The following is a 17,187-nucleotide window of genomic DNA, read 5'->3' on the forward strand; positions in this document are numbered from 1 at the left end:
GAGGGCGCAAGGATGGCGCTTGAGGATGCGAAGAAACAGGTGGACCAGGCGTTCACCCGGGACGACCTGCGCGGGCTGTCGTTCGAGAATGCCTTTGGCGGCGCGCCATCCTTCCTGCGGCGCAAATACAGCAAGGACCTGGAGGGCGTGGACGTGGCCATCACCGGCATCCCGTTCGACCAGGCGGTGACCAATCGCACGGGCACGCGCCTCGGCCCGCGGGCGGTGCGCGAGGCGTCGAGCCTGCAGCCTTTCGATCCGCCCATCTATTGGGACGGCTATAGCCCGCTGGAGGCGCTGGGAATCGTGGATTACGGCGACATGGCGTTCGATTATGCCAAGGTGTCGGAGTTTCCCGCCGCGCTGACCGAACATATCCGCGGCATCCTGAAGGGCGGCGCGGCCAGCATCGCGATCGGGGGCGATCACTATATCTCTTTCCCGATCCTGCGCGCCTATGCCGAGACATACGGGGCGCTGTCGCTGCTGCATTTCGATGCGCATTCCGACACCTGGGCGGATGACGACATGGAGCGGATCGACCACGGCACCATGTTCTACAAGGCAGTCAAGGAAGGGCTGGTGGACCCGGCACGCTCGATCCAGGTTGGGATCCGCACGGTCAACGAGGATAACCTGGGCGTGCCGACCCTGACCGCGCGCGAGGTGCACGAGATGGGACCCGCCGCCGTGGCCGCGCGTATCCGCGAGGTTCTGGGCGACGCGCCGACCTACATGACCTTCGATATAGATTGTCTCGACCCGGCCTTTGCGCCGGGGACGGGCACGCCGGTCTGGGGCGGGCTGGCCAGCTGGCAGGCTGCCGCGATCCTGCGCGATATCGCGGGGATCAACCTTGTGGGCGGGGACATGGTGGAAGTGTCGCCGCCCTTCGACACCACCGGGGCCACGGCCATTGCCGGCGCGCATGTGGTGATGGAGATGCTGTGCCTGTGGGGTTGGACACGGCGATAGGAAAGGTAACGGACATGTATATCCTGACGCGGATCGTTGTCGTTGTGGTGCTGGCGCTGATCGCGTTTGCTGTCTACGTGCGGCTTGCGCCGTCTAACGCGGAGGACTGGCATGTGCTGCCGGACGGGCCTGAGCCGGGCGACGGTCGGAGCAGCGCCGTGCGGGTGGTGCCGGACGCGGGCGAGACGCTGACCCGGCTGGACGCGATCATCCGCGACACGCCGCGCACGGAGGTGCTGGCGGGCTCGGTCGACGAGGGGATGATCACCTATGTCACCCGCTCGGCGCTGTGGGGGTTTCCCGACTACACGACGGTCGCGCGGCGGGACGGGCGGATCGTTCTTTACGGCAGGGCGCGGTTCGGCAAGGCGGACTTGGGCGTCAATGCCAAGCGGCTGGACGGGTGGCTGTCGCAGCTATGAGCTGAGGCAGCCGTCGGACACCTTGCGCCACATCGGCACGTTCAGCGACATCTGGCATTGCGCCATGAAGCTGCGCCCGTCGACCTGCATGCAGATCGTCTCGCCCATTTCGACCCGTGTCCCGGATTTGTCGGTGCAGTAGCATTCGACGGTTTTTCCCTGCGCCGAGGCCAGCACAGGTGCGAGGGCGAAGAGAAGGATGCAGATCCGTTTCATGGAGTGATTTTAGCACGGCTTGGCGACTTGACCAAGCGCGAGGAATAGGCAACACCGCGCAAATGGTGCCATTGGACAAACTTCGCGAGATCACGCAGCGGTTCGAGTATATCGAGGCGCAGATGTCGGCCGGGACGGGCGACATCGCCAAGCTTGGCCGGGAATATGCGGAACTGCGCCCGGTGGTCGAGGAAATCCGCGCCTATAACGCCGTGCTGGACGGGATCGAGAGTGCCCGCGCGATGCTGGCCGACCCCGAGATGAAGGAACTGGCCGCCGACGAGCTGGATACGCTGGAGGCGCAGCGCCCGGCGCTTGAGGAGCGGCTGCAACTGGCGCTGCTGCCGCGCGACAAGGCCGATGCACGGCCTGCCATCATCGAGATCCGGCCAGGCACGGGGGGCGAGGAGGCGGCGCTCTTTGCGGGCGACCTATTGCGCATGTACCAGCGCTATGCCGAAGCGCGGGGCTGGACGCTTGAGATCATCGAGTTCAGCGAGACCGAGCTGGGCGGGGTGAAGGAGGTCGTGGCCAATATCAAGGGCGAGGGCGTCTTTGCACGGCTGAAGTTCGAATCCGGCGTGCACCGGGTGCAGCGCGTGCCCGAGACGGAATCGGGCGGGCGGATTCATACCTCTGCCGCGACGGTGGCCGTGCTGCCCGAGGCCGAGGACGTGGATATCCAGATCGACGCGAACGATCTGCGGATCGACACGATGCGCAGCTCCGGCGCGGGCGGCCAGCACGTGAACACTACTGACTCTGCCGTGCGGATCACGCACATCCCCACCGGCATCGTCGTCACCAGTTCCGAGAAGTCGCAGCACCGCAACCGCGAGATCGCCATGCAGGTACTGAAGACGCGGCTGTTCGACATGGAACGGCAGAAGATGCATGACGAACGCTCGGCCAGTCGGGCGGCGCAGGTGGGCTCGGGCGACAGGTCCGAGCGGATCCGGACCTACAATTTCCCGCAGGGGCGCATGACCGATCACCGCATTAACCTGACGCTCTACAAGCTGGACCAGGTGATGCAGGGCGACCTGGACGAGGTGATCGATGCGCTGACCGCCGATGCGCAGGCGGCGCTTCTGGCGGAGATGGAAGGGTGAGCCAGCGGGTCGCGGACCTCGTGCGTCATGCCGGGGTCACGCTCAGGGCGGCGGGCATCGAAGACGCGCAGCGCGAGGCGCGCAGCCTCGTGGCGCTGGCGCTTGGCGTGGCGCCCGACCGGGTATCCCTGCTGGCGCATGACGAAGTTACGCCCGATGCCATCGCGCAACTGCAAGACCTGCTGGAGCGCCGCGCAACACAACGTGTGCCGATGTCTCATCTGACCGGGTGGCGCGACTTCTACCGGCATCGCTTCGAGGTCAGTGGCGACGTGCTCGACCCGCGGCCGGATACCGAAACGCTGGTGGAGGCGGCGCTGTCGCATCCATTCGGTCATGTGCTGGATCTCGGCACCGGCTCGGGGTGCATCCTTCTGTCGCTGCTCGCGGAGCGCGTGGAGGCCGCCGGTATCGGGACCGATATCTCGCCCGCCGCGCTTACCCTGGCCGACCGCAATGCCAGGCGCCTTGGCGTCGCCGACCGCTGCCTTCTGCTACAGTCCGACTGGTTCGAGGCCGTCGAGGGGCGTTTCGATCTCGTGGTCTCGAACCCGCCCTATATTGCGGCCGATGAAATGCAAGACCTTGGGCCGGAGCTGATGCACGAACCGCGCGGCGCGCTGACCGACGAGGGGGATGGGCTGTCTGCCTATCGCCGGATCGTGCCGGGTGCTGTGTCCCACTTGCGGCCGGGGGGGCGATTGTTGGTCGAAATCGGCTGGACGCAGGCCGCCGAGGTCAGTCGCCTGTTCAGCGAGGCGGGCTTTGTGCGTGTCGCGGTTTTGCGCGACATCGAAGGCCGCGACCGGGTTATCGCAGGCGAAATACCCCTCTGATCTGTGGAAAATAAGCGGTTTTGCCGGTTTTTTGCCAAATTATCCAGCTTACCCCTTGTGCAATGCGCCGAGGCGTGTTTACTGAGGACCATCACGACGAAGAGGGTCCTTGCGACACCCGTACGTGAGTTCAAGCCAGCACATTGATCCGGTCATCGTCGACGCAAGGGGCGTCACCCGGAACAAACAGCGCTTCAAGCAATAGGGCTGACAACCACATATGAGATCATCGAAGTCACGTTCGCGGAACAAGTCCAACCGCAACCGCTCGCCCCTGGGCAATGTCGTCAACCGCGTGTTCGACAGTTCCGGGCCCGAAGGCAAGGTGCGCGGCACGCCGCAGCAGATCATTGACAAGTACAACCAGCTTGCCCGCGATACGCAATTGGCGGGCGACCGGGTTCTGACCGAGAACTTCCAGCAACATGCGGAGCATTACCTGCGCCTGCTGGGAGCGGCCCAGAAGGAGCAGGACCAGAAGCGCGAAGAGCAGGAGCGCCAGAACCGCGAGCGGCAGGCCGAACGTGACCGCGAGCGCGCCCAGCGCCAGGAACGCGAGTCGAACGGTGGCGGCGACGAGGGCGGCCAAGATGATCGCGACGATGCGCAACCCGACGTGATCCAAAGCGATTCCGAGAGTGACAGCGGGCTGGTGGAAACGCCCGAGAGCCAATCCAGCGAGAAACCGCAAAAGCCCAAGCGCAGTCGCAAGCCGCGCAAGAAGCCCGATGGCGGCAACGACGGCGGTGGCGACCAGGGACAGGGCGGCGGCCCGGAATCCTCGGCGGCGGCAGAATAAGCCTACACCTTTTTCGTGATTTTCTTCGCTGACGGGTCAGGCAAGCGTTCTGGCGAGCGCGCAGAACTGCTCCAGCCCGACGGTTTCGGCGCGGTCCGTGGGCTTGATCCCCGACGCGACAAGCCTGTCTTCGATGTCCGGCGCCATGCCTTTCAAGGCCGCGCGCAGCATCTTGCGTCGCTGGTTGAAGGCCCGTGCCACCACGCGTTCCAGTACCTTCGGCTCTGCCGGGAAACGCGGGGCCGCGAGCGCCTCGAGATGCACCACTGCGCTTGACACTTTCGGCGGCGGGGTGAACGCACCGGGCGGCAAATGCAGGACGATCTGCGCCGACGCCCGCCATTGCGCCAGGACCGCCAGACGACCGTACGCCTTTGATCCGGGCTGCGCGACGATACGCTCGGCCACTTCGCGCTGGAACATCAGGGTCAGGCTTTGCCAGAACGGAGGCCAGGTGTCGGGGGTCAGCCACCGCACCAAAAGCTCGGTGCCGACGTTGTAGGGCAGGTTGGCCGCAACCTTGATCGGTTGAGTCAGTTGCGCCGCCGGGTCGATTTCCAGCGCGTCGCCATTGATGATCTCCAGCCGGCCGGGATAGGCCTGCGCGATTTCTTCCAGGGCCGGGATGCAGCGTGCGTCCTTTTCCACCGCAAGCACCCGCCGTGCCCCCTCGGCAAGCAGTCCGCGCGTCAGGCCGCCGGGGCCGGGGCCAATCTCGAGCACGTCCGCGGTTTCGATTTTGCCGGCCATGCGGGCGATCTTGGCCGTCAGGTTGAGGTCGAGAAGAAAGTTCTGCCCCAGGGATTTGCGCGCGCTTAGCCCATGGGCGGTTATCACGTCGCGCAAGGGCGGAAGCGTGTCGATCGCGCTCATGCGCGTGCCCGGCCCAGGCGGGCGGCAAGGCGCACGGCTTCGATCATGGACGAGGCGTTGGCGACGCCCTTGCCCGCGATATCGAGCGCGGTGCCGTGATCCGGCGAGGTGCGCACGAAAGGCAGGCCCAGGGTCACGTTCACACCGCGGTCGAAATCAAGCGTCTTTATGGGGATCAGCGCCTGATCGTGGTACATGCAGACCGCCGCGTCATACGTGGCGCGGGCGGCGGCGTGGAACATGGTGTCTGCGCTGAGGGGGCCGCGCAGGTCCATGCCCTCGCTCCGTAGCTTGTCCAGCACGGGCGTTATCACCTCGATCTCTTCGCGCCCCATCTTGCCGCCTTCGCCGGCATGGGGGTTGAGCCCTGCCACGGCGATGCGGGGCACGACGATGCCGAAGTTGCGGATAAGGCCGTCGTGGGTGATGCGGATCGCCTGTTCAAGAACCTCGGGCGACAGGGCGGCGAGCACCTCCGACAACGGGATGTGGATCGTCGCGGGTACGACGCGCAACTGGTCACTGGCCAGCATCATCACGACATGCCGAGTATCCGAGATTTCCGCGAGGAATTCCGTATGGCCGGGAAACGCGAAGCCCGCCCCATCCTGCAAGGCTTTCTTGTGGATCGGCGCCGTGCACAGGGCGCTGGCAGCACCGTCGTTCACAAGCGAGACGCCCTTGGCGATCATGTCGATGACAGACTGGGCGTGGTGGGGGTTGGGCTGGCCGTGCGTCAGAGGCCCCTCGAACGGATGCGCCAGCACGGGCAGGGCGCTTTTGCCGGCTTCGGCCGCGTCCTTAGGGTTGTCGACGCGGGCGACCGGCACATCCGCCGGCAGGTGGTCCGGGTCGCCCAAGAACAGCACCGGCACCTCGTCTTTCAAGGCGTGCCAGGCCCGGGCCGCGATTTCCGGACCGATGCCCGCGGGTTCGCCGCAGCTTATGGCGACGGGCAACGCGGAAGAGGAGGTCATTCCAGTTCGACGATCCGCGCCGCAGCCCGCAATTCGGCGAGATAGGCATTGGCAAAGCTGTCCAGCCGCCGGCTCTGGATGAAGTTGGTGATCTGCTGGGCCGAGGGTGCTTCGCCTTCGGTCTTCGGCGTCCGGCTGCACAGCATCAGCACCACGAGCGTCTGACCTCCGGAGCGTGTGATCCCGGTGGAAATCTCGCCCGGATCGAGCTTGGCAAGTTCGAACCGTATGTCATCGGGAATTTCGGACGGCGATTTGCTGCCGCGTTCCAGCACCTGTTCCGGCTGTCCCTGGGCAATGCCGTAAAGGTCGTTGCAGGTATCGGTGTCCGCATCTATCTGCGCGGCGCGGGCGAGGTTCTGCTCGGTGCGGCCACCGCTGATGTAATAGGCGGCGTACTCGATTTCCTCGTATTCCTGCTCGGGCTGGTCGATCTCCTCGATGTCGCGCAGCTGGAACAGGGCGATGGCGCCCTGCAGCGGCAGCGGGTTGCTCACTTCACCGGGTGCGAGCGCCAGCACCACCGAGCGCAGCCCTTCGGGAAGGTCGTTGACGGCAACCCAGTCCATACGCCCCCCGCGCCCGGCACTTTCCGTGGCCGAGTACCGCCGCGCGGCGGCGGCAAATTCAGCCTCGGTCGTGTATTGGCTGATGCGGTTTGCGCGCTCCTGGATCGTCTGCGGATTGGCGTTCGCCAGCGGCATGATGATCTCGGACAAGAGCACGCGCACGCTGGTCTCTTGGCCAAAGGAGAGGCGGGCACGGTCCACGTCGTCTTCGGTCACGTTGACCCGAGGCCCGAAGCGGGCGCGCGAATATTCACGCCATGTCAGACCGGCCCGGACAAATTCGCGATAGGTCGAAGGGTCGACGCCGGCTTGCTCCAATGCACCGATCATCTGCTCTGCGTCCATGTTGGCGCGGCCTGCGAATTCCTCCATCCCGGCCATGATCGCGTCCTCGGTCAGCTCGAAGCCCGCGGCGCTGGCTGCGTCCAGTTTCAGCCGGTCCTCGATCAGCTGTTCGCGGGCGAGCTCTTCGGGGTCGCCCGGCGCCTGGAACAGTTGCAGCATCCGGGCCCTCTGCGAAATCTCGTATCGGGTGATGGCCAGATTGTTGACCTTGATGACCGCGTCGAACGGACTTTGCTGAGCCTGCGCGGGCCCCGTGACGGTCAGCGCGGCAGTCGCAAAGAGGGTAAGCGCCAGAAGCGCGGAAGTGAGGTATGTAAGTCTTGGCATCATTGCTCGCATGTCCGGACGTAGCTTTTGTCGCGTGTCTTGGTGGTAAAGCCGCGAAGGCCAACCGTGAAACTGATATCGGTCGATGGCACGAGGATAGTGGAAGAGGTGAAGCGACGCGAGGCCGAAAGCGAAATGTCCACGCACTCATTGGTGTATGTGATCCCGAGTCCCGCCCGCACGGATTCGTCGCTGGCCACGTCGTAGCGCCAGTTGGCGCTGCCGGTCCAGTGGCGTGACAGCCGATAGGAGGCGTCGAAGGCCCATTCCGAGATGTTGTTCGGCCGCGCCTCGGCCAGATCGTTGCGCAGCCAGATATAGGTGCCGCCGACGGCCGCGCGGTCATTGCGCCAACTGGCCCGCGCCTCTGCCTTGGTGGTGACGAAATCGTCGTCGAAGAGGCCCCGCCCGGTGATGGTAAGCCCGTCATCGTTCTTGAACTGCCCCGCGATCAGCAGGTCGGAGTAGCGGTCCTGGAGCCCCGAGGAGTTGGTAAAGGCGGGCCCGCCGGCGGGGTCGACCTCGACCTCCTCACGCACCACCTGACCAAGGGCGAAAGAGCTTTGCCAGCCCCTGGTGCCATAGCGTGTCCAGCTGATGCCGTATGCCGAGTTGAAGCCGCGCTCGCGCCGGTCCGGCGCAGTGAAGCGGGAGGTGGCGAAGAGGTTGCCCTCGTCGAACTCGATCCGGGTGCTTTCGTCGTTGGGCACCAGCGGGTTGCTGCCTCCGACCCATGAAAGCTGCATGACAGGCTCGATCACATGGGTCGCCCCCGACGACGTGGTCTTCAGAAGCGGCCAGCGCAGCTCGACAGAGGCCGAGGGCGTGACCTCGACCGCATCCGATCGGCTGGTGATGCCGGCCTGCGACACGTGAAAGCTGTCGATGGCGAGCCCGACCTGCGCGCTGGTCAGCACGCCCGCGCCAAGTGTCCATGACCGGTGCCAGTCCGCGCTGACGGTGAAGCGTGCGACGTCGCGGCCATCCGCGAACGGATCGAAATCCGGGCCGTCGACCGCAAGGTCCGAAGACCGGTAATGCGCGTGGCTGAGAACCCCAAGCCGGATTTCGCCGCCGGGCGCGTTGGCCAGCTGAAACCGGCGTTCATACTCGCCGTTCGAGACCACCGTCGGCAAGGTCGCATTGCTTTCCCCGGCACGAAGCGAATGGAAGCCGGTCAGGGCAAACCGGATGTACTCGTCGCGCCGGGCACGCTCGATCGAGATCTCGCTGTCCAGCCGGTCTTTCTCGGAATAGCCGTAGTCCAGCAGGTAGGTGTCGTCGTTCACCGCCTCGATATCGAACCGCAGGGTAAAGTCGCGGGGCAGGGCGAAGGTCCCGTTGGCAAAGACGTAGGATTTGAAGCTGCGCCCGCCGATGTCGTCATCGCTCAGCGCACCCTCCACCTCGATCGCGCCGGTGCGGAACGCCTGTCGATAGCGCAGCTCCAGCGTCCGGGTTTCGGTGGAAAGATACGGCGTGACGGTCAGGTCCTTGTGATCACCGAGCCGGATGAAATAGGGCACCCGGGCGCCGAACCCCAGAAGCGAGGAGTTGTTCAGCGATGGGACCAGAAATCCGGTGGCGCGTTCCAGCGTGGGATCGGGCAGGCGCAGGCGGGGCAGGTAGAAAACCGGTGTGTTCAGCACTCTGAACTGCGCACCGTCGAAATAAAGCTGCTTTTCCTGCTGGTCGTGAACGACACGGCGTGCACGCAGTTGCCAGAGCGGAGGGCTTTGCGAATTGCACACGCGGCACGAGGTGACGGCAGCCTTGTAGAGCTGGTTGTATCGCCCGTTGACCCGCGCCAACTCGTTCGCGGCCAGCTGCACCTGGTCATCCATCACGATACGCGCGCCCCTGAGCAGGCCGTTCCTCATCTCGCGGTCGAGCTCGGCACTGTCGGCCAGCACCAGCATCGTGCCGTCCGCGTCTTCCAGCGATATCGGTCCGGTCACCCGCAGGGTTTCGGTTGTGCGGTCGTAAACGATTTCAGACGCCTTCAGCCGCCGCCCGTCGTAAAGCGCCTCGACATTGCCGGTGGCGACAAGCTGTTCGTTACCGGACAGAAAAACGTCGTCGGCCACCAGGATGGCTGGCTGCGGCGCATCCGTGGCGGCGGGCATAGACGGATCGACACCGCCTTGCGCCACCGCGCCACCCGCCCAGATCAGCGCAGCGGCAAGCCCCGCAAGCCGGGCGCGTATTCCGGACCTGCGGCTCATCCGTCCTCCATGTGCAGCAGGATCCCTGCGGCCAGCATGAAAGAGGCCACCGGCGGCGCCCATGCCGCGAGGTAGATCGGGATTTGGCCGTTCTCCCCGAGGATCTGCGCGAAATTCCGGATGTAGTGCAGCGTAAAGCCCAACATCACGGCAATCAGGACCGAGATCCCTGTATTGCTGAGCCGCGCGTGTCGCATGGTAAAGGCTGCGGCCACCATGACAAGCGCCACCAGGAACAAGGGCCGCGACAGTTCCATCTGGAACCAGACCGCATAACGCCGCGCCGAGAACCCGGCTTCTTCCAGCTGGTTGATGAACGCCGGCAGGTCCCACAGCGAGATGTATTCCGGCTTGCCGAAACTGTCGATGATGCGGTCCTGCGTCAGTGCCGAGGGCAATTCCAGTTGCGCCACCTCGCGGGCCGACGCCTCGGGGTTCTGCCCGAGCGTCAGTTCCCAGATCTTGGCGTTCTTCAGCTCCCACTGGCCGGCGGCAAGGCTGGCGGTCTCCGCCACGATCCGCTGTTGCGGTTCGCCCTCGGGCGAGAAATTGATGAATGTCGCCTCGTAAAGGGTGGCGACGTCGGAACTGGCCCTTGCCGCGTGAATGACCGTCTGCCCCTCGGCGCTGCCCTGGCGCAACCACAGCCCTTCGGACGCGATGGCCAGCACGCTGGTGCCGCCACCCATGTAGGTGTTGACCACGTCGTTGTACCGTTTCGAGGACGCCGCCACGAGCGGGTTCAGCATCGTGATCGACAGGATGCCGATCAGCGCGGCCACGGTGATGGGGGCGGCGAGGCTGCGCAGGGCCGAGCGCCCGGCGGCCCGCGTCACGACCAGTTCCGACGACCGTGCCAGCCGCAGGAACAACGCCACCGCCGACAGGATCACGACCAGAGGCAGGATCTCGTAGTTCGCGTGCGGGACGTTGAGCAGCACCACGCCGAGAACGTCCATGAAGGGCAGGTTCGGGAAATCCTGCAATTCATCCACCAGGTCGATCAGCGCCAACAGGATCACGAAGACCGAGGCAATGGCAACGAAGGTCCACAGGAACTTGCGGGCGAAATAGTAATGCAGGATCACGTGGTGCCCTCCACCGGCCCGGGGGGACCGCTGCGCGGCCCGAACGACCACAAACGACGCCAGATACCGGGGTGGGCGGCAAGGTAGAGAAGAATGACAGTGACCAGCGCGCCGATGCCGGTGGGCAGGTACATCAGCGGCCAGTAGCCCGCACTTCCCAGAACGGTACCGGAAACGCTGCCCTCGACCATCTTTATCAGCACCAGCAGGGTGAACGCCCCGACGATCTGCCACCAGACCCCGAAACGGCTGTAGGTGCCGACCAGCAACGTGGCGAACCCGATCAGCGCCGCGACGATGCACATCAGCGCCTGTGCGAACCTGCCATGCGCCTCGTACAGCACTTCGGGAACGGTGCTGCCGGTCATCTCGGCCATCTCGGCCGGCCGGAACAGAAGGTCGCCGGTCAGGGCGAAATCGACGCGGTTGAGGTTGGTCGGATCGCGCGAGATAAGGCTGCTGATATCATAAGAAAAGTCGTCGAAATGCGTGGTAAACAGGCGATTGCCCTCGGCCCGCAGGTTTTGCGCCAGCCCCTCTACCATCACCAGCTTGGTGCCGCCGCCTTCCTGCACGAGGTAGGCCTGGGTCGAGGTGTAGGTCACGGGAACCTCGGAATTGCGCCTGTCCGACAGGAAGACGTCCCGAAGCTCGCCCTCTGGCGTGATGTCGCGGATGTAGAAGGTGATACCGGGGGCAGGGTGCAGGAATTCTCCCTCCGTCAACAGCTTGGCCGTGATGTTCTGGCTGACCTCGGCCTGGCGCAGGCGCAGTTGGCTCAGGCTCTTGGGGATCAGGTAGTGGCTCAGCACGGACATCATGACCGCAATGAGGATGCCATAGATCAACACCGGCCTGATCAGGCGCCACGGGGAATACCCGGTCGCCTGTATCACCGTCATTTCGGATTCGGTGGTCATGCGGTTGGTGACGTAGACCGCGCTTGCAAAGGTCGCGATGGGCAGCACGACGCCGATCACGCCGGGCAGGGTCAGTGCGGTGAACTCAAGGAAGATCCAGGCCGGCTGGCCATCGCCGATCAGCCGATCGAACATCCGCACCGCCTTGTTGATCCAGAAGATCGACACCAGCACAAGCGCGAAGAACCCGAACAGCACCATGAATTGCGACAGCATATACCTGTCGAATCTGGTCACGCATCCCCCCAGGACCTTAACTGCATTGCACGCCAAGTTATGCGATTTGACTGCGGGGGAAAACCGGTAAAGCGACGCGCGCCGGCGGTTTGCGGCCGGCACTGGCCATTGCCCGCGCAAGGCGCTAGGTCTGGTGGCGACAGACAGACATTTTCCGCGCAAGGAGCATCACATGAGCACCCCCGTTTCCGTTACCTTCACCGATCTGGACCTCGACGCCATCGCCGAAGCGGAAGGGCGCGTCGCCGTGGTGGTCACGCCGAGTGGCAAGATGGGCCCGGGTGCGCGCCGGGTGAACCGCCTGACCAAGGGAGCGGTGAAGCGCCTGCTGGAAAGCGAGGCGTGGGAAAAGACCAAGCCGGGTCAGGTGATTACTCTGGCATGGCCGACGGGCCTTGCGGCCAAGGCGCTGGATGTCCTGTGCCTGGAACGTGGGGCGGACCCGGTCGAGACGCGCCAGGCCGGCGCGGCTTTGGGCAAACTCAAAGGGTCCGACCCTCTGCTGGTGCTGGCGGGGACCGCGCGGCGGTTGAGCGAGCTGGCGCAGGGGGATCGTCCTGCGCGCCTATTCCTTCGATGCGCGCAAGTCGGAACAACCCGACGAGGCAGGTCCGGTGTCGATCATGGTCGCCAAACCTGACGAGGCCACCGAAGCTGCGAAAGCGGCGCTCGCGGTGGCCGAGGGCGTGTTGATGACGCGCGACCTTGTGTCGGAACCGGCCAACCACCTGACCACCACCGAATTCGCCAAGCGCATCAAGGAGATGGAGAGTCTCGGGCTCAAGATCACCATCCTGGAGGAAGACGAGCTTGAAAAGCAGGGGATGGGGCTTTTGCTCGCCGTGGGTCAAGGCTCGGCCTCGCCCACGAAGGTCGCGGTCATGGAATGGTCCGGCGGGCGCGACGGTGACGCGCCGCTGGCGCTGGTGGGCAAGGGCGTGGTGTTCGACACGGGGGGCATTTCGCTGAAGGTGCCCACGGGCATGGAAGACATGACGATGGACATGGGCGGCGCCGGGGTCGTGACGGGCACCATGCGCGCGCTTGCGCTGCGTCAGGCCAAGGCCAACGTTGTTGGCCTTGTCGGGCTGGTCGAGAACATGCCCTCGGGCGAAGCTTACCGCCCTGGCGACGTCTTCACCTCGATGAAGGGCGACACGGTGGAGATCATCAACACCGATGCCGAAGGGCGGCTGTTGCTGGCCGATGTGCTGTGGTACGCGCAGCAGGCCTACAAGCCCGCGGCGATCATCGACCTTGCCACTCTGACGGGTGCGATGATCATCGCGCTCGGGCACGAGAATGCTGGCGTCTTTTCCAACGACGACAATTTCTGCGACAAGTTCCTGCGCGCGGCCAAGAACGAGGGCGAGGGTGCCTGGAGACTGCCGCTTGGCAAGAACTATGACAAGCAACTCAAGTCCGACATCGCCGACATGAAAAACGTGGGCGGACGGCCCGCCGGCTCGATCACCGCGGCGCAGTTCCTGCAACGCTTCGTCGAGGAGGGCACACCGTGGATTCACCTTGATATCGCCGGCGTTGCGCGGGTGACCAAGGACACCGATTTCGCCCCCAAGGGTTCGACGGGCTGGGGCGTGATGAGCCTTAACCGGCTGGTGGCCGATCAATACGAAGGGGAGTGATGGGCGCGGTCTATTTCTATCACCTGACCCGCCGACCGCTGGAGGCGACATTGCCCATGCTGCTGGACAAGGCACGCGGCGCGGGGTGGCGTGTGCTGGTGCGCGGCACCCAGGCGGCGCGGCTGGACTGGCTGGACGAAAAGCTCTGGCTGGGCCCCGAGGACGGGTTTCTGCCGCATGGGCGTGAAGGCGGGCCGCATGACGCCCGCCAGCCCATCCTGCTGGGCACGGGGGAGGCCACCAACGGGGCTTCCTGCATCATGAGCATCGACGGTGCCGAGGTCTCTTCCCAAGAGGTGCAGGCTCTGGAACGGACCTGCATCCTGTTCGACGGCAATGACGAACGGGCGCTGAACCACGCCCGCGGGCAGTGGAAGGCGCTGACTGGCGCGGGGTGTTCGGCGCAATACTGGTCCGAGGATTCCGGCCGCTGGGAGAAGAAGGCCGAGGCGTAGGGGCGGCGCGCCGTCTAGCGGGTAAGGATCATCCGTCCGTCGGAAATCTGCACGTTCGAGAACCGTTCGAGATAGCTCATACCCAGGAGCGACCGGTCCAGCTCTCCGCCGTTGACGGAGGCCGCGATGCCGCGATCCTCCAGTGGGCCGATGGTCAGGCTGTCAAGGCGCACCGGCGCCGTGCTGACCGTGCCGTTGGCCGTGCCCGCGCGCCCCACAAAGGCCAGCTCGTCGGTATTCAGCCCCGCACGTTCGGCATCGGCGCGGGTCAGGACGATCAGCGTGGCACCTGTATCCACGACGAAGTCCACCGGTGCGCCGTTCACCTGCGCCGTGACGTAGTAGTGGCCGTCCATCGCCCGACGCAGCTCGATCCGGTCCTCGCCCAGGGTTCGATGCGCTGCAGGGGCTACGGTGTTGCGGATGTCGCCCCACAGCCCGACCGCCGCGATGCCGCCCACGAAGATGAGTCCCCAGACCACCGCATATTGCATGGTCTTGCCCAGAGAATTGCGGTTCTGGGCAAAGAACCACGCCACGACGGCGGCGCCGAGCAGCGCGAGGTAGAGCAGGCGGGCTGTATCATCTCCGGTCATGGCGCAATATATAAACAGCGCACCCTCAGCCCGCCAGCCCAAACCCTTTCAATCCGTCCAGCACGAACTGAACCGCCAGCGCGGCCAGAAGCATCCCCAGCAGGCGTGTGATCACGTTGATGCCGGTCCGCCCCAGCGCGCGTTCCAGCAGGCCCGCGGTCAGGAACAACAGGAAGACCAGGAGGACCACGCTCAGCATCACGCCGATGACCCAAACCAACCCTTCGATCCCGGGCTGCTGGCCGGCCAGCAGGATCACGGTGGTGATGGCGCCCGGCCCGCCGATCAGCGGAATCGCCAGCGGATAAATCGACGGATCGTCGCGGTCGTCTTCCTCGTCCGCCTGATCCTTGCGCCGCTTGGTGCGCCGCTCGAACAGCATGTCGAGCGCGGTGAGGAACAACAAGAGACCGCCCGCGATGCGGAAGGCGGGCATCGAGATGCCGACGAACTCCAGCACGGATTCGCCGAAACTGGCGAAGATGATCAGGATCAGTGCACCGGCGATACAGGCGCGCAGGGCAATGGCGCGGCGGCGCGATGGGCTGTCGCCCTGGGTCAGCGCCACGAAAAGCGGGGTCATCCCGATCGGGTCGATGATGACGAACAGCGCCACCCAGGCGGTGATGAGGAAACTCGGGTCCATGCGCCATGGTTTGCGCCGGGAGGCGGGCGTTGTAAACCGCCCGGGTTCAGTTTTCCGCCGCGTCCAGCCGTTCCAGCGCGGCCAGCCAAAGCGCCTCGGCCCGGTCGAGCCCGTCCATCACCTCGGCATACTTGCGCTGCCACGCTTCCATGTCGTCTGCCTTGGCGTCGTCGTAGATCTTGGGATCGGCCAGTTTGGCGGCGATCTTGTCGCGCATCACGTTCAGCTTTTCCACGCGCTGCTCGCAGGTTTTTACCTCCTGCCGCAGGACCAGAATGGCGTCCCGGGACGGGCGCTTGGGCTTCGGCGCAGGTTTCTCCGCCGCCGCGTCCTTTTTCGCAGGCTTCTGGTCCAGCAGGGCAGCGCGATAGGTCTGCAGGTCGCCCTCGTATGGTTTGACCGTGCCGTCCTTGACCAGCCACAGCCGGTCGGCCACCAATTGCAGCAGGTGCATGTCATGGCTGACCAGGATGATCGCACCGGTGTAATCCGTGAGCGCCTCGACCAACGCCTCGCGGCTTTCGATATCGAGGTGGTTGGTCGGCTCGTCGAGGATCAGCATATGCGGCGCGTCGGTGGTGGCCAGCATCAGCGACAGCCGCGCCTTTTGTCCGCCCGACAGCTTGGCCACCTTCGTGTCGGCCTGTTCCGCGCGGATGCCGAAGCCGCCCAGCCGCGCGCGCAGCTTGGCCTGGCCGTCATCGGGATAGAGGCGGCGGATGTGATCGAGCGGGCTCTCGTCGAGATGCAACTCGTCGACCTGGTGCTGCGCGAAGTAACCCACGCGCAGCTTCGAGGCGGCGTGCTTCTTTCCGTCCAGCACCTCAAGTTTGCCCGATAACAGCTTGGAAAGCGTGGATTTCCCTTCGCCGTTGCGCCCCAGAAGCGCGATCCGGTCGTCCTGGTCGATGCGCAGCGAAAGGCGCTGCAATACCGGCACACCGTCATAGCCCGTGGCCACATTGTCCAGCCGCAGGATCGGTGGCGACAGCTGGTCGGGCTCGGGGAAGGTGAAGCGGCGCAGCGCGGCCTCTTGCGGGCGCGAGATCGGCTTCATCTTTTCCAGCGCCTTGATGCGGGACTGGGCCTGTTTCGCCTTGTCCGCCTTGTAGCGGAAGCGGTCGACATAGGATTGCAGGTGGGCGCGGCGGGCCTCCTGCTTCTTGGCCTCTGCCTCGGCATTGGCGAGCCGCGCGGCGCGGGTTTCGGCAAAGGTGTCGTAGCCGCCCTGGTAGAGCGTCAGTTTGCGGTCTTCCAGATGCAGGATCGACCCCACGGAACGGTTCAGAAGGCCACGGTCGTGGCTGATGACCAGAACGGTATGCGGATAGCGCGCGAGGTAGCTTTCCAGCCAGAGCGCGCCTTCGAGGTCGAGATAGTTCGTGGGCTCGTCCAAGAGCAGCAGATCGGGCGCGGTGAAGAGCACGGCGGCCAGTGCCACGCGCATCCGCCAGCCGCCCGAAAAGGCCGAACAGGGCTGGGCCTGTTCCTCGTCGGTGAAGCCAAGACCCTTCAGGATGGTGGCCGCGCGCGCCTCGGCGCTCCAGGCGTCGATATCGGCCAGGCGTGTCTGGATCTCGGCGATGCGGGTGCCGTCGGTCGAGGTTTCGGCCTCTGCCATCAGCGCGCTGCGTTCGGTGTCCGCGGCCAGGACCGTGTCGATCAGCGACACGTCGTTGCCCGGCACCTCCTGGTCGACGCCGCCGATGCGGGCGCGCTCGGGCATGGAGATCGTGCCCGTGTCCAGCGGCAGCTCGCCCCGGATCATGCGAAAGAGCGTGGTCTTGCCGGTGCCGTTGCGGCCCACCAGCCCGACCTTGTGGCCGGCAGGGATAACGGCCGACGCGCCCTCGATCAGGGGGCGGCCGGCGACCGAGAAACTCATGTTATCAAGACGCAACATGCGCACCGCATGCCGTATCG

16 protein-coding genes and 1 pseudogene are annotated in these 17,187 nt (G+C 65.1%); 7 read left to right on the plus strand and 10 right to left on the minus strand.

The window, feature by feature from the left end; translation table 11 throughout:
- Window positions 1-12 precede the first annotated feature (12 nt).
- Together speB and ACSQ76_RS09715 are read left to right on the plus strand one after the other, a co-directional pair.
- Entirely contained in the window at window positions 13-975 is a 963-nt protein-coding gene (speB, locus tag ACSQ76_RS09710; protein ID WP_437156419.1) for an agmatinase, read from the plus strand.
- 14 nt (window positions 976-989) lie between these two features.
- A complete protein-coding gene (locus ACSQ76_RS09715) occupies window positions 990-1,397 on the plus strand; it encodes a DUF1499 domain-containing protein (protein ID WP_437156420.1) in 408 nt (135 codons plus the stop codon).
- On the opposite strand, the gene ACSQ76_RS09720 is transcribed toward ACSQ76_RS09715, so the two are convergent.
- The gene (locus ACSQ76_RS09720; protein WP_306130277.1) at window positions 1,392-1,613 is read right to left on the minus strand and encodes a hypothetical protein; all 222 of its coding nucleotides are present in this window, start codon (window positions 1,611-1,613) and stop codon (window positions 1,392-1,394) included. The genes ACSQ76_RS09715 and ACSQ76_RS09720 overlap by 6 nt on opposite strands.
- Before the next feature lie 62 nt (window positions 1,614-1,675).
- On the opposite strand from ACSQ76_RS09720, the gene prfA reads away from it, so the two are divergent.
- The 3 genes from prfA to ACSQ76_RS09735 all read left to right on the plus strand — a co-directional run bounded on the left by prfA (window position 1,676) and on the right by ACSQ76_RS09735 (window position 4,360).
- Window positions 1,676-2,725, plus strand: coding sequence for a peptide chain release factor 1 (gene prfA, locus ACSQ76_RS09725; RefSeq protein WP_306130278.1), 1,050 nt, complete (start codon window positions 1,676-1,678; stop codon window positions 2,723-2,725).
- A complete protein-coding gene (gene prmC / locus ACSQ76_RS09730) occupies window positions 2,722-3,561 on the plus strand; it encodes a peptide chain release factor N(5)-glutamine methyltransferase (protein WP_437156421.1) in 840 nt (279 codons plus the stop codon). Before prfA ends, prmC begins: the two co-directional genes overlap by 4 nt.
- Before the next feature lie 220 nt (window positions 3,562-3,781).
- Window positions 3,782-4,360, plus strand: a complete 579-nt coding sequence (locus ACSQ76_RS09735; RefSeq protein WP_306130280.1) for a DUF4167 domain-containing protein — start codon at window positions 3,782-3,784, stop codon at window positions 4,358-4,360.
- A gap of 36 nt (window positions 4,361-4,396) precedes the next feature.
- On the opposite strand, the gene rsmA is transcribed toward ACSQ76_RS09735, so the two are convergent.
- The 6 genes from rsmA to lptF are packed head-to-tail and all read right to left on the minus strand — an operon-like array spanning window position 4,397 to window position 11,900.
- Window positions 4,397-5,233 carry a 16S rRNA (adenine(1518)-N(6)/adenine(1519)-N(6))-dimethyltransferase RsmA gene (rsmA, locus tag ACSQ76_RS09740; protein ID WP_437156422.1) on the minus strand — a complete coding sequence of 279 codons (837 nt, stop codon included), beginning with the start codon at window positions 5,231-5,233 and terminating at the stop codon, window positions 4,397-4,399.
- Window positions 5,230-6,210 carry a 4-hydroxythreonine-4-phosphate dehydrogenase PdxA gene (gene pdxA, locus ACSQ76_RS09745; protein WP_437156423.1) on the minus strand — a complete coding sequence of 327 codons (981 nt, stop codon included), beginning with the start codon at window positions 6,208-6,210 and terminating at the stop codon, window positions 5,230-5,232. Before pdxA ends, rsmA begins: the two co-directional genes overlap by 4 nt.
- Window positions 6,207-7,454 (minus strand): peptidylprolyl isomerase, encoded by a 1,248-nt coding sequence (locus ACSQ76_RS09750; RefSeq protein ID WP_437156424.1) that lies wholly within the window; start codon window positions 7,452-7,454, stop codon window positions 6,207-6,209. Before ACSQ76_RS09750 ends, pdxA begins: the two co-directional genes overlap by 4 nt.
- The gene (locus ACSQ76_RS09755; protein WP_437156425.1) at window positions 7,451-9,676 is read right to left on the minus strand and encodes an LPS-assembly protein LptD; all 2,226 of its coding nucleotides are present in this window, start codon (window positions 9,674-9,676) and stop codon (window positions 7,451-7,453) included. Before ACSQ76_RS09755 ends, ACSQ76_RS09750 begins: the two co-directional genes overlap by 4 nt.
- Entirely contained in the window at window positions 9,673-10,764 is a 1,092-nt protein-coding gene (lptG, locus tag ACSQ76_RS09760) for an LPS export ABC transporter permease LptG (RefSeq protein WP_437156426.1), read from the minus strand. Before lptG ends, ACSQ76_RS09755 begins: the two co-directional genes overlap by 4 nt.
- The gene (gene lptF, locus ACSQ76_RS09765; protein ID WP_437158181.1) at window positions 10,761-11,900 is read right to left on the minus strand and encodes an LPS export ABC transporter permease LptF; all 1,140 of its coding nucleotides are present in this window, start codon (window positions 11,898-11,900) and stop codon (window positions 10,761-10,763) included. Before lptF ends, lptG begins: the two co-directional genes overlap by 4 nt.
- Before the next feature lie 193 nt (window positions 11,901-12,093).
- Here lptF and ACSQ76_RS09770 point away from each other — a divergent pair.
- Together ACSQ76_RS09770 and ACSQ76_RS09775 are read left to right on the plus strand one after the other, a co-directional pair.
- A pseudogene (locus ACSQ76_RS09770) lies at window positions 12,094-13,567 on the plus strand (leucyl aminopeptidase).
- Window positions 13,567-14,022 carry a DNA polymerase III subunit chi gene (locus ACSQ76_RS09775; RefSeq protein WP_437156427.1) on the plus strand — a complete coding sequence of 152 codons (456 nt, stop codon included), beginning with the start codon at window positions 13,567-13,569 and terminating at the stop codon, window positions 14,020-14,022. The pseudogene ACSQ76_RS09770 and the gene ACSQ76_RS09775 overlap by 1 nt, the downstream one beginning before the upstream one ends.
- A gap of 14 nt (window positions 14,023-14,036) precedes the next feature.
- Here ACSQ76_RS09775 and ACSQ76_RS09780 read toward each other — a convergent pair whose 3' ends face one another.
- The 3 genes from ACSQ76_RS09780 to abc-f are packed head-to-tail and all read right to left on the minus strand — an operon-like array spanning window position 14,037 to window position 17,167.
- Window positions 14,037-14,618: a retropepsin-like aspartic protease family protein gene (locus tag ACSQ76_RS09780; RefSeq protein WP_306130288.1), complete on the minus strand. Its 582-nt coding sequence runs from the start codon at window positions 14,616-14,618 to the stop codon at window positions 14,037-14,039.
- A gap of 25 nt (window positions 14,619-14,643) precedes the next feature.
- The gene (locus tag ACSQ76_RS09785) at window positions 14,644-15,264 is read right to left on the minus strand and encodes a MarC family protein (protein WP_306130289.1); all 621 of its coding nucleotides are present in this window, start codon (window positions 15,262-15,264) and stop codon (window positions 14,644-14,646) included.
- A 46-nt stretch (window positions 15,265-15,310) separates the two neighbouring features.
- Complete coding sequence (gene abc-f / locus ACSQ76_RS09790; protein ID WP_437156428.1) at window positions 15,311-17,167, minus strand: ribosomal protection-like ABC-F family protein; 1,857 nt, start codon at window positions 17,165-17,167, stop codon at window positions 15,311-15,313.
- Window positions 17,168-17,187 lie beyond the last annotated feature (20 nt).

The organism is Roseovarius sp. B08 (assembly GCF_051417955.1).
GTDB lineage: Bacteria > Pseudomonadota > Alphaproteobacteria > Rhodobacterales > Rhodobacteraceae > Roseovarius.